Origin of the sequence: Paenibacillus sp. FJAT-26967 (assembly GCF_001541095.1) — a bacterium.
Taxonomy (GTDB): domain Bacteria; phylum Bacillota; class Bacilli; order Paenibacillales; family NBRC-103111; genus Paenibacillus_F.
The window spans coordinates 145,233-158,420 of the sequence record NZ_LMXH01000005.1 but is presented as its reverse complement, the minus strand read 5'-3'; the positions used below and the strand labels follow the sequence as shown (position 1 = coordinate 158,420).

The 13,188-nt window shown below is 44.6% G+C and carries 11 protein-coding genes; 7 read left to right on the top strand and 4 right to left on the bottom strand.

The genetic code is table 11. The annotated features are described in order from the left end of the window. Positions 1 to 22 precede the first annotated feature (22 nt). The 3 genes from AR333_RS18605 (at position 23) to AR333_RS18595 (ending at position 3,183) form a co-directional block, all read left to right on the top strand. Entirely contained in the window at positions 23 to 1,768 is a 1,746-nt protein-coding gene (locus tag AR333_RS18605) for an ATP-binding protein (RefSeq protein WP_068776871.1), read from the top strand. A gap of 344 nt (positions 1,769 to 2,112) precedes the next feature. Then, a complete protein-coding gene (locus AR333_RS18600) occupies positions 2,113 to 2,751 on the top strand; it encodes a GTP pyrophosphokinase family protein (protein ID WP_172798895.1) in 639 nt (212 codons plus the stop codon). 72 nt (positions 2,752 to 2,823) lie between these two features. After that, entirely contained in the window at positions 2,824 to 3,183 is a 360-nt protein-coding gene (locus AR333_RS18595; RefSeq protein ID WP_068776869.1) for a potassium channel family protein, read from the top strand. Between the two features lie 112 nt (positions 3,184 to 3,295). On the opposite strand, the gene thrC is transcribed toward AR333_RS18595, so the two are convergent. The 4 genes from thrC to AR333_RS18570 all read right to left on the bottom strand — a co-directional run bounded on the left by thrC (position 3,296) and on the right by AR333_RS18570 (position 7,269). Then, the gene (thrC, locus tag AR333_RS18590; RefSeq protein WP_068776868.1) at positions 3,296 to 4,549 is read right to left on the bottom strand and encodes a threonine synthase; all 1,254 of its coding nucleotides are present in this window, start codon (positions 4,547 to 4,549) and stop codon (positions 3,296 to 3,298) included. Positions 4,550 to 4,787: 238 nt separating this feature from the next. Then, the gene (locus AR333_RS18585) at positions 4,788 to 5,324 is read right to left on the bottom strand and encodes a phosphotransferase (protein WP_068776867.1); all 537 of its coding nucleotides are present in this window, start codon (positions 5,322 to 5,324) and stop codon (positions 4,788 to 4,790) included. A 576-nt stretch (positions 5,325 to 5,900) separates the two neighbouring features. Continuing rightward, the gene (locus AR333_RS18575; protein ID WP_068776865.1) at positions 5,901 to 6,323 is read right to left on the bottom strand and encodes a DUF1801 domain-containing protein; all 423 of its coding nucleotides are present in this window, start codon (positions 6,321 to 6,323) and stop codon (positions 5,901 to 5,903) included. A gap of 118 nt (positions 6,324 to 6,441) precedes the next feature. Next, positions 6,442 to 7,269 (bottom strand): creatininase family protein, encoded by an 828-nt coding sequence (locus AR333_RS18570; protein ID WP_068776864.1) that lies wholly within the window; start codon positions 7,267 to 7,269, stop codon positions 6,442 to 6,444. Between the two features lie 339 nt (positions 7,270 to 7,608). Between AR333_RS18570 and cyoE the strand changes: the two genes are divergently transcribed. The 4 genes from cyoE (at position 7,609) to AR333_RS18550 (ending at position 12,957) form a co-directional block, all read left to right on the top strand. Further along, positions 7,609 to 8,553, top strand: coding sequence for a heme o synthase (gene cyoE / locus AR333_RS18565; protein ID WP_068776992.1), 945 nt, complete (start codon positions 7,609 to 7,611; stop codon positions 8,551 to 8,553). A gap of 208 nt (positions 8,554 to 8,761) precedes the next feature. Next, complete coding sequence (locus tag AR333_RS18560; RefSeq protein ID WP_068776863.1) at positions 8,762 to 9,502, top strand: LytTR family DNA-binding domain-containing protein; 741 nt, start codon at positions 8,762 to 8,764, stop codon at positions 9,500 to 9,502. 1 nt (position 9,503) lies between these two features. Continuing rightward, positions 9,504 to 10,787 (top strand): ATP-binding protein, encoded by a 1,284-nt coding sequence (locus tag AR333_RS18555; RefSeq protein WP_068776862.1) that lies wholly within the window; start codon positions 9,504 to 9,506, stop codon positions 10,785 to 10,787. A 118-nt stretch (positions 10,788 to 10,905) separates the two neighbouring features. Continuing rightward, positions 10,906 to 12,957 (top strand): serine hydrolase, encoded by a 2,052-nt coding sequence (locus AR333_RS18550; protein ID WP_068776861.1) that lies wholly within the window; start codon positions 10,906 to 10,908, stop codon positions 12,955 to 12,957. The last annotated feature ends 231 nt before the right edge of the window (positions 12,958 to 13,188 follow it).

Below are 13,188 nucleotides of genomic sequence, written 5' to 3'. Positions count from 1 at the left end.
TACCGAGGAAGGAGGATTCTACGTGGATCCGAATTACACCGAGCAAGACCTAACCGAAATCACCCATTATCGCCAGACGATTGAGAAGCTGTCTAATCAGCTCATACAAGCAAGACACCGGGAGGAACAAGTATTATCCCAGTTCAGTGCCCTGAATAACGAGCTTGTTAACCTTCAGAGGGAACTATCCAAGACCAATGTCGAGGTGGTTCAATCCAAAGCGGAAGCAGAACGGGCTAACGAAGCCAAAAGTATGTTTCTGGCGACCATGAGCCATGAAATTCGTACCCCTATGAACGGCATACTGGGAATGGCGGAATTGTTGTCCCATACACTGGAGACAGATGAGCAGAAACAATCCATCGCCATTATAGAGGAGTCCGCTTCTCTTCTCCTCACCATCATTAATGACATCTTGGATTTATCCAAAATCGAAGCAGGGCACATGCAGGCGGAACCGGAAACTTTCGAAGTCAGGAAGCTGCTTGATCATGCCATCCGGCTCCTTGAGCCTAACGCGGCCCGCAAGAACAATACCCTGCAAGGTGTCATAGACGACACGATAAGCAGCCATCTGATCGGTGATGCGGGAAGAATCCGGCAGATCCTGATCAACCTGGCTGGTAATGCCATTAAATTCACGGAGAACGGTGAAATTCAAATCCGGATCAGGCTTTTGCAAAGCTCAGCCGCATACCAGACGCTGAGATTTGAAATATCCGATACGGGAATCGGGATTTCCGATGAACATGTACACCGGGTATTCGATCCCTTCTACCAGGCACATACACAGCACGAAGATGCGCAGAAAAGCACGGGCCTCGGTCTTTCAATCTGCAAACGACTTGTCGAATGGATGGAGGGACGAATTGATGTAACGAGCAGGATCGGTTCCGGCTCCACCTTCTGGTTCGAGCTTCAGCTGGCCTTGCCGGCCGAAGCCGACTATCAGGCGGATACGGCCGCGGCTTCCAGGAATGCCAATCAAGCTAATGCCCGCTCACAAGCCTTTACGGACGAAGAACGCAAGCAGCCTCTGCTGCTTGTCGAGGATAATGCGATTAACCGGCAGGTCGCTCTTCTGCAGCTGCAGAAGCTTGGTTTTACGCAAATTGATACGGCCGTGAATGGCGAAGAAGCCATTGAAGCCAGGTCCCGCAAAGACTACTCGCTTATTCTGATGGACTCGCAAATGCCCATCGTGGACGGCCTGCAGGCCACTCAGCTGATTCGCGAGTGGGAAACCGCAAGACGGCACCCGCGCACGGCTATTATCGCGCTGACGGCCAGCGCTATGACCAGTGACCGCCAGCGCTGTCTGGACGCCGGGATGGACGATTACCTGACCAAGCCGCTTCAGCTATCGAAGCTGCAGGCTGCGGTGCGCAAATGGCTGCCTGCAGGTCCTCCTATCTCAACCAGCCGACATATTCTTATGCCGGAAGTCATTGAGGAGCTGAACGGCTTGGATGAGCCCGGCTCTCCCAGTGTCCTTGCTCTCTTGCTGCGCATGTACCAAGAGCAGGCGCCCGCTAAGCTTCATCAACTCGAAGAGAAGATGCGGAGCAAAGATTTGACAGGAATACGCTACATGGCTCACGATCTTAAATCAACCAGTCTGAGTCTTGGAATCGACCATTTGTCTAAGCTGTTCGAGAATATCGAAACACAGGCCAAAGGCGGGGCGGTTGAATACTCGCCTGCTGTGATGCAAGAGCTGTGGCAGGCTTATGAAGAAGCTTGCTGCGAGCTGCAGAGGCTGCTCTAATTTATGTTATACACTAGACTGGACGTCACGACGTCTGGTTTTTTTGTGTGCACCACAAAATCCGAGCTTACTTACCGGCGGCAAATGTGAAGCCTTGAGGCACCGCTTGTCCTACGTCCATTACAGTCTATTGTATTTATCGGAGCCGGCATGAAAAATCTGCACTCTTTTTTACAAAAAGCGGATCTCTCCTTTACATGCCGGTCCCCCGTCAAATTTGTGTTCGCGGCCAGGAACTTGTAAACTTTTAAATAGAGCTGTTTATGCGTCTCTTCCGATAAGACACATCCTCAGTGCAAAGGTTTTTATATAGGAGGATTAATTTGAAATTGGAATTAAAAAATATGAAAGAATGGGCACGGTTCTTGCTCACTTATAAATTTGCTTTGGATGAAGTCAGTACGAAACTGCAAATTTTAAATGAAGAATTCCAGTTCATTCATGAATACAACCCCATCGAGCATATGAAGACCCGGATTAAATCGGCGGAGAGCATCGTCAGCAAGCTTAAACGCAAAAATCTGGATGTAAGTATCGAGAATACGAAACAATATATCCGTGACATTGCGGGCATCCGGATTATTTGTTCTTTTACAACGGATATGTACCAGATCTATGAAATGATATGCGGACAAGATGACGTACGTGTCATACAAACGAAAGATTATATCCAAAATCCGAAACCAAACGGCTATCAGAGCCTGCATCTCATTATTGATATTCCGGTTTATTTGACGAACCGGGTGGAGCATGTGCCTGTAGAAATTCAGATCCGGACAGTTGCCATGGATTTCTGGGCCAGTCTGGAGCACAAGATTTATTACAAATATAACGCAGGCATACCTCCCCAAATCCAGCAGGAGCTTAAGGATACGGCAGATATGATCTCCTCTCTGGACCGCAGAATGCTTGCCTTGAATGAAGATGTACAGAATCACATTAGTTCGATGAAGCTGCCCCTGGACACACCTGCCCGGGCGTAGAAATGGCATAGGCAATCGAGCTATTCCATCCCAGGACACCCAGATACATCAAAATGGAGATGAAATAGAAATATGGTATCTTTTCTACTGACGCTTAAAAGACTGCTGACCGGAATATGGCATGCATTTAAAGAAAAGGATTTTCAAGTCCTGTTTACACTTACCCTGCTGATCTTATTTTCGGGCACCATTTTCTATCATGAAGCAGAAGGACTATCCTGGCTTGATTCCCTTTATTTCTGTGTAGCTACCCTCAGCACGGTCGGCCATCCGGATTTTGCGCCGCAGACAGAGTTCGGCAAGATTTTCACCATATTCTATATCATTGCGGGAACCGGCTTATTCCTGGGGTTGATTATTTACGTAGCCTTCGGCATCTTAACCAGTAAAAATAAACCGTCACGCCTAAGAAGAGGCGCCAAACAGGAATAACGTCCGGCCATACAAAAACAGGCAGAGCCCCGACCTTCCAGTGGAGAATGGAAAAGTCAGGGCTCTTTAGTTTGCTTGATTATTGGATTAACCGGCTGCCGGTAGTGCTTCTTTACTTGATGGCTGCCAGAATATCTTCAAAGCTTAGACTCGCCGGAATGATTTTGTTCGAGAACGGCTTGTTTTCTTCCAAATGATATTCCCGGAGCGCATCGGTGTCTTTGAGCATGTTGCCCGTCAGAATGCAGGCTACCGTCTCGTCCTTATCAATGATCTGCTGGCCGACCAGCTTCTTAAGTCCCGCTACTGTTGCAGCAGAAGCGGGCTCACAGCCGATACCGGAAGCGTCGACGACGGCCTTGGCATTCAGGATTTCTTCGTCCGTAACGGAAACCGCCACACCGTTAGTCTCCTGCAGCGTACGCTGCGCCTTGCGCCAGCTAGGCGGATCACCGATGTTCAGGGCTGATGCTCTCGTGTAAGGATTCGGCTCCGCTTCGAGTGCCGCCTTGCCTTCCGAGATCATCTTGTAGAACGGGCTCGCGCCTTCGGCCTGTATGAGTGCGACGCGCGGCAGCTTGTCGATCAGGCCGAGAGCGTACAGGTCAGACAAGCCTTTGCCCAGTGCCGACACATTGCTGAGCGCACCGCCAGGGACGACAATCCAGTCCGGCAGCTTCCAGCTCAGTACTTGGGCCAGCTCGTACACGATGCTCTTCTGGCCTTCAATCCGGAACGGGTTGATCGAATTGCAAATATAGAGACCCAGCTTCTCGCTATTTTCCTCCAGGAATTTGATCCCGTGATCATAGGTTCCTTCAATAGAGAAAATATTAGCGCCATAAGCTAAAGTTTGAAGTACTTTATTGAGTGAAATATTCTTGTTCGGCACAAACACGTAAGAGCTGCGTTCCGCGATGGACGCATACATGGCAAGGGAGGACGATGTGTTCCCCGTCGACGTGCATGTGAAGCGGTCATAACCAAGCGAACGGCCGTGAGTGACGGCAACCGTCATGCCGTTGTCCTTGAAGGAGCCGCTTGGGTTCTCGCTTTGCGCCTTGAGCCACACGCTGCGAGTTCCGGCATAGCGGGCTACAGCTTCGCTGCGGTACAGGCCCGTGTTGCCTTCGTATTTGGTTACGATTGCGGAGTCGTCCACTTCAGGGAAGATCAGCTCTTTGTAGCGCCATACGCCGCTCGCATATGGAGATAACCGGTCGGAGAGACGGCTGTGAAAAAGCTGTTTTAACTCTTCCGCATCCAGTCCGGAGAAATCCTGGCGGATATCCAGCATTCCGTTACAAGTACAGGTATAGCGAAAGCTTGAGAATTCCTTGTTACATTCTACGCAAACAAATTTCATTTGATTTCGATAGACTCAGAGCCTATCTTCCTCCTCACAGGATCGGATTCATCACCGCTTCACGGTAATGGAAGGCAAGAATGAAGCTGGATTCTTCTACTTCAGATCAATATATCAGGAACATTAAGGAAATTGGAGCTTTGTGTGGTATTCTGGCATACTCTCTTCAAAAAATCAATAGTTTTGCCGGTCTTTATGGGTCCGATTCAAATGTAGACGAGTGAAATAATTAATGAGCTTAAGGTCGATTTAAATAAGGCCGGCAATAATGTTCGGCGAAAAACGGAAGATTGTTCCTTAATCCCTCATGTTCATGCGGATGTCGCGTATGGAAAGCAAAGTTGCGAATAACAGCGAGGATGATATAAGCATCCAGATTAAGAAGTTCTTCCCGAGCAATTCCTCTCTCATGTATATAAGCTTCCGCTAATTGCTTTCGTCTTGGCACATCGAGATGGAGACATGTCACGGCAACGTCAAGCAGGAAGGGACCAAAGCCGCAGCAGGAGAAGTCGATCGGCAACAATTGAGTATCATGGGCAAGATAATTGTCCTCATGCAAATCTGCGTGGAGAAGTCCCCATCTTTGTTCATTCAGCTGATATCCTGGCCTGTGCAGACGCAGCAGAAAAGCTTGCTCTGCTTCTTTATCTTGAACGTGGAATGTGATGTTTTCACTTTCCCTTATCCATTCAATGGAATCGCATCGGATCGGATAACGATACAATGCTTGTTCAGCTATTGTTAAATAGTCAAGTTCGCCCTTGTTCACCATCCTTTTTGCCCGCCTCTCTGCCCGTTCACGCCGGGATTCATATTCACTTAATTATTCACTTTGAAAAATACCTTCTATATAAAAAACACTCAAAAACGAAAAAAAATATAGCATAGGTGGTTAATGGAACCAAGGCATAAAAAATCCACTTTTGATCATCATGCAGTATAATTTGAGTTACAAGCAAGTAAAAAACGGAACATATAATACTGACTAGGCTATGGTATATCCATTTATTCAATCCGGAAAAGAATTTCTCCTTAAACCACAGTGCCAATAAGCTAAATAAAAAAATACCACTAAAAATAATAATAAATCCCATGAATAGGAAGGTGAAATATTCACCTACAGTTGGTAACATCGGTTCCATAACAGGGCCTGTCATCCCGTAAACGATGGTTTCGAATAGTATCAAATATACGGTTAGAAAGACCTGTAACCATAAATAGGGAAGAAAGCCACTCCCTGTCGGGTTGGACTTTTGCATGCATCCCCCCTCTTTCTTTTCCATGAATTCAGGCCCAAAGAAAATTTTCCCCAAAGTGTCTACCTACGGGTTGCATTTCAATACTAGACTTACTCGCTCGGGTATCTCTCTGTCAAAAAACTCACCGACTGGCGGATTAAAGATTGTAATACATCCACATCAATATCCGCCAGCTTATTCACATACACGCATGCTTTTCCTGCCGTATGTTTGCCCAATTTCTCTAACAGTTCATCTCTTCGGGTATCCCCTGTCGCAAAATACAAGCTTATCTTCGCTTTACGCGGTGAAAAGCCAACCAGTGGCGCATCGCCTTCATGACCCGATTCATATTTGTAATGATAAGAGCCAAATCCGATAATAGTCGGCCCCCACATCTTGGCTGTGTACCCGGTGGCTTCAGTGAAAATATCTAACAATTGATAGGCGTCTTCACGTTTCTGTGGGCTGCCGACACTTTCTATGAATTCGATAACACTGGCATCCGTTTCTTTGGTTTTTAGCTCGTACATATGCAGATCTCCATTCTTGATGTAAGTGTCCTTTTAGGTTATCCGCAGAATCAACTTTTACACTTCTCCGCCGGTCGAACAAACCATGTCACGCAGCTGACAAAATCATTCCAATATATTACTTCAAATAGTCCATTAAGCGAATGGAGGCGAATTTACTAAAACTATCTACAAAGTTGATTTCAGTAAGGTCTACCTTGCCATAATCCGCCGGAGCACCAAAATAACCATGCGGAGTTATGCTTTTGGCCACTTCTCCACCGGCAAGCCATTTTTTAAAATCCTCATGGCTGAGATTCGTAGATTCGAGTTCCCGGACAAGTTCAACATTCACCAGCTCAGGGAAAAATTTATTCATCATGGCTGTGCAGCTCTCTCCCGCGTGGACATCTAAGTATTCCGGTGCGTAGAGATCCTCCAGTACCAGATCCACATCAAAGATTAAGAAATTTTCATTCTCTTGATCGATCCCCAGATCCTCAGCAATCCAATGGGAGATCAAAGAACGGGTATCCAGGCCCAGCTCTGTACGCGCAGCCGTGATCGCTTCATATAAGGCTTCTCCGTTCACGGGGTCACCGTGGATATCCACCAGGAACACCTGTTTAACTCCCCATTGCTTCAAGCTCGCAAAAATATCAACCAGGATATGAATGACTGTCTCTTTCCTTGAAGTAAATGAACCCGGGAAACCACCCGTGACATGATTGATTCCCCAATAAAAGGGTGGGGCAATCAGACATTCTCTGTTATTCTTCCTAAGCTCGTTTCTAATCTTCCGGCAGATCAAGTGACTGACATATATATCTGATCCTGTAGCAATATGAGGTCCCTGCTGTTCTATAACTCCAGACGGCAGTAATACAATAGCCCCTTTGTCAATGCTGGCTTGAATCTCCGTCCAACTCATGTCGGACATGGTATCTTCAAATATGGAATAAGTCACGCACATTCCTCCAATCTTCTATGTTTGTATTTTATTACCAACGTAAAATAGATGTCCAGCCTTCCCTCACAAAAAAACGTATCTCGCACAATACTACCCCTTATCTGCTATCCACAAAATTCCGTTCAAATTACGTGTTACTACCACAATCCCTGTATCAAAATAGATCACACCGGGATTTTCTTTCATAATAGAGCTCCAAGACAAGATAATAGCAGCATTTCCACGTCAGCAATTATGAACGATCACGGACAAAGTCTATATTTGCAGATAGAAGGGTCTTTTTATGCTACAATTTAAATAATTTGTGTATGAAGGAAAGGAATGAAAGCAGAACTAATGCCCAGCAATAGCAACAATCAGCCCACTCCCTTGGCTGCGCCGCCACAGCCTTTGTCAACCATACTGGCGCAAACCGTCAAGACAGGGATCATTAAATCAAATTTATTACCGATGTTGGCCGGTCTGACTTTGGCACTATACACTTACCAGATTGATTTGGTGGGGAAACTTCCGGTCATTGTATTAGCCCTGATCGGTTCGATTCTGGTCATCGGGGCCGCGGGTACCTTTAACAACCTGTACGATCGCGATATTGACTCCGTTATGGCAAGAACCAAGAACAGACCCACCGTTACCGGCGCCATAAAGCCTGTGACCGCCTTGTGGCTCGGCATTGTGATGGCCGTTCTGGGATTAACCGCTCTTGCCTTTACGACTCCGCTGGCCGCAGTCTTGGGATTTGCGGGGTTGTTTATTTATGTGGTCCCCTATACGATGTGGAGCAAACGCCGCACGATTTACAATACGGAGATAGGAAGTATTTCAGGAGCCATGCCGCCGCTTATTGGATGGGCCGCTATTTATCCGGATATTACACATCCCGCGATTCTTGGACTTTTCGTCATAACCGTTCTCTGGCAAATGCCTCATTTCTATGCGATTGCCATTCGTAAACATGATGATTATAAGGCGGCTAATGTTCCCATGCTCCCGGTCGTTAAGGGTGTTAAAAGAACCTATATACAAACAAATGTGTATCTGGTTGTTTTAATTGCAGTAAGCTTTCTCTTTGGAACATTAAGTATTGGCATTATGCTGGTCGCACTTCTTCTAAGCGTGGCGTGGCTTGTCTTAAGCGTATACGGCTACAAAAAAATGGAATCTGAAAAATGGGCGAAATCCATGTTCATTTTTTCACTTATCCATATGACTCTCTTATTCCTGACAATCATTATTTACTCACTGATGGGAATTTTCTTCGGGCCTTTCATATCCCAGTAGGCCGCTGCGGTCAGATGCCAGCCAGAACAACGACTTCCCAATCAGGGAAGTCGTTTTTATTTGCCCATGCTTGCAACCTCACCATATAATTCTATTCAGGGACTGGAATTTGCATTTCATCCAAAATCTGTATATACAAAGCCCAAAAAATATATCATGCTTACATAGAGTGCTTGTAATAATGGAATGGAATTGAGAGGTGAATCCTATGTATAGGGTGGCTATTTGCGATGATGAGGAGAAACAAAGAGAACTTGTTAAGAGCATCCTGATTACTTTGTCGATAAAGATCAATATAGAATTTGAAATCGAATTGTTCGGCTCGGGAGAGCAGCTGGTAACCTATTATCTGCACCATAACCCCCCGTTCCATATTCTAATATTGGATGTTGAAATGGGCGGAATCAACGGGATTCAAACAGCCCGTAGACTAAGAGGGCTAAATAACCTGGATGAACAAATTATTTTTCTGACAAATTACCCGGAATATATGGTAGAAAGTTTTGACGTCATGACATTCCAGTATTTAATAAAACCCGTTGCTCCCCCGATCTTGGAAGAGAAAATGATCAAGCTGTGCCAATACTTTCAAGCACTGGATAAAAAGTTTATGGTCATCAAGTCAGCCTATGATGAAGTCGTTATTAAATATGATGACCTCATCAGTATTGAAGCTGCCAAAAGCTTAACTATTAAAAGCAAACTACATTTTACAACCGTTAATCAAACCTATGGAAGCAAAGGAACCCTTTCCGATTATGCTTTGACCTTAAAAGACAGTAACTTCCTGCAAATCCATCGTTCCATTATTATCAACCTGCTTCATGTGAGGAAGTTTGCTAGCGGGGTTGTTCTAATGTCAAACGGGTCGGAACTGCCCATTGGGCGTTCTAAAGTTAAAGAGGTTAAAGATTTTTATACCAAGTTTATGATTATGAAGGTCGATTGATATGTTTCAAAATAATTTACCTATTGCCATATGCGTTATACTTGTCATTGGCGTTCAAATTAATTTCTTCTTCAACTCGGTTTTCGATAAATCAGCCAAAAAACATAACCGCTTCTTCTATTTCCTCATCTTTGGACTGTCTGGCTACTTCTATCTGGTCATTCCCTTCTCTCCAATCTTATATACGATTCTTCCCTTGCTTATGATATTCAGTGTTGTCCAGTCTTATCAAGTAGAAATCAGAGCCAAGATCATTTTTTCACTGCTTTACGGTGTATTAATGTCTATCGCTAATTTTATCTCCCTATATATTTTATATATCCTGGATTCAGTCGACTTTGACAGCCTTGTAAATCAACCCGATCCAATCGCCTACACGAAACTTGTTCTAATCAGCTGCATGATTATGTTTGCTGTCATTCAGATGATGCGGCTAGGTACCAAACGAAGAAGTTTTTCATTGCCGTATCGCTACTACGCCTTATTTCTGGTTATTCCGCTCATGAGTATATACCACCTGAATATTCTGACTTATAAGAGCTTCTATACCTTCCTTTCGGCTATCGGCTTTCTTTTCTTAAACGTTATGATTGTCTATATATTTGATACAATTATGGATAAATTTCAATTTATGCATGACAATGCTCAGCTCCAGCAGCAGATGAACTATCAGGATGCGAATTACGAAAAAGTTGTTCACAGCTTCAAATCCATCAAAAGAATCATTCACGATACGAATCAACAGTTTTTGTATATTGAAGAATGTATTAAGCGCAATGAGTTAGCAGCGGCAAAGGAACATATCACAACAACATTAAACAAAGTCGAAGGAGCCTATCAACGGGTGAATACAGGCAATCTGGTTATAGATGCCCTTGTCACCAATACACTTGATATCGGGCAGGCCAATGGCATAAGAATCGACACCAGACTTAACCTGCGTTCCCAAGAAATTACGATTGAGCGTTATGATCTATGTGTTGTCTTGGGCAATATGCTGGATAACGCAATTGAAGCTTCCAAACATATCAAGATCGCGGAAGACAGATACATTCTTATAAAAATACATGCTGCCGAGTCCGCCCTGCTCATTCACATCATGAATCATATGGAGAATGAAGGCGCCCACTTACGCAGCCCAAAACCAAACCAGGAATTTCATGGGATCGGACTAACGAATATATCCAGAATCTGCGACAAGTACGGGGGTCATATGACTCTTGAAACAAAACATAAAGTTTTTAATAATATGGTCCTTCTGCCCTTTTTAACGAACAATCCTTAGACACTTGTTGTTTAGGGATTGTTTTTTTCGTTTGGGGGTTTTTTTTTTGAGCCGCTTTTTTTCCTTGTATGATTAATACAGCAAGTCTATCCAAATGAAATAGGAGGAGGAATTGTTCATGAAGAAGATGGTTTCTGTATTATTGACCGCTATGCTTTTGACAGTACCGGTCACCTCAGCATTTGCTCAAACGACTCAGGATCCTGTTAAAGAAAAGGCAAAGACACTAGCTTCGAAAATCGTGTCCGATTATGGCGTAAGCGGCATACAGTATGCGATCAAGGATCATGGATCTGTTGTTTTATCCGGCGGTGCAGGTGTACAAGATAAAGCTGCCGAGACCCCGGTAACGAAGGACACGATGTTTGGAATAGGTTCCGTAAGTAAATTATATGTGACCGCCGCAGCGATGAAGCTGGCCGATTCCAATCAAATCCATATCGATAAACCGCTGACCACGTATTTAAAGGAATTTAAAATGGCCGACGAACGATACAAAAAGATTACACCGCGCATGTTAATGAATCATTCTTCGGGACTTTACGGCAGTCACTATGAGAATGGATTCTTGCTTGATGATAATGATGCGAGAACTCATGATGAATTATTGTCCAAATTAAGATCCGAACATTTAAAAGCAGACCCCGGCGAATTTTCGGTCTATTGCAACGATGGTTTTCAGCTGCTTGAAATCTTGGTTGAACGAGTAACCGGGTTAAGCTACAGCGAGTTTCTGAATAAGCATTTTACCACGCCTCTTGATTTAAGCTTTACCAAGACACCGCGTGATTCATTTGACCGAAGCAGGCTTGCAAAAACTTATGTTCCGGGGATTGACCAAGCTCTGCCCGTAGAAAATGTCAATCTGATCGGGACAGGAGGCATTTACTCCACCGCCGAAGAAGTAAGCAAGTTCGCTGAAGTCTTAATCGGGAACCGGACAGATCTTTTGTCCGAGAAGTCGGTCAAGGCCATGCAAAGTCATGAGTACCGAAAGGGATTGTGGGTCCCGGAAAAGACCAACACTATTAATTACGGTCTCGGTTGGGACGCCGTCAAGCTAGCTCCGTTCGATGATTACGGGATTACGGCATTATCCAAAGGCGGGGATACGCAAATGTATCACGCAAATCTGACCACACTCCCCGAGCATGATATTTCTGTAGCGGTGCTGTCATCAGGAGGGGCTTCTGTCTACAACAGTATTATGACCTCCAATATTTTACTGGAATATTTAAAAGCCAAAGGCATCATTAAAGAAATTTTGCCCGAAAAAACATTCCAACCGGCCGTGAAGACAGATATGCCGCCGGATTTGCAGGCTTACTCCGGAATATACGGCTTCGTGGGTACAACGTTAAATCTGGAAATAAAGAACGGAGAGATAGATTTGCCCGCTATGGGCGGTTTGACCCCGCCTGAAAAGTTTGTCTACACGGGCAAGGGAGAATTCAAAAATAAACAGGGAAATATCACCCTAAGTTTCGACCGGGCAAAGAACGGAAAAACTTATCTGAAATTTAACAGGTACCTGGACGTTCCAGGATTAGGCCAAACCGTTATGGTGACATATGATTATCAAAAGCTGGACCCCAACCCGCTTGACAAAAAAACTAAAAAGGTCTGGGAACAAAGAAACGGAAAGCGTTACTACGCCTTGGAAGAAAAAATAACTTCTGTCGGTTATCTGAATCAGGCGCTTCTGGCTAGAGAAATAAACGTTGATTCCGATCATGGATACGCATCCGGCACTAAAATCGTTAACAAGAATAAAGCAGTCAATGTATCCGCTGTTCCTGTTATGAACGGAAGAGATGCTTTTGATTTGAATTTCTATAACGTGAATCAAAAAGAGTATGTAAACATCGGTGGACAATCTTATATCAGTGAAGATGCAATTAAAGCTCTTCCTGAAGGAAACTCCCCGATTTGCATCATACCATCCAACGGTCAGGCCGTCTGGTATAAAATTGATAAAAAATCAGCCAATAAGGTTATCAACGTCCAGGCTCCGGCCAGCGGGGGATTTGCCGTTTATGACGCGAAGGGAGTGCTGGTGAACTTCTCAAAGGTAAGCAGCACCCATTCAGCTGTACTTCCTGAAGGAGGGTTAATCGTTTTTGGCGGCAAAGCAGGAGATGTATTTAAAATGAATATGAAAAGTAAATAAAAACGAGAAGAAACCAGGCAGCAGAACGCTGCCTGGTTTCTTAGTTTCTTTCTGAGGATGAAATTCAGGTTTGTCTAACTCCGAACTTATACACGCCGACAACCGCGAACGCTATCCCGACCCCGTTAATTTCTGAGAATATCCGTAAAATGTCGCCCTGCATATTTATATATAAAATGTATAGAGCTTAAAGAGGTTTGAATTTCAACATAAAAAATCCCGATCGGCATG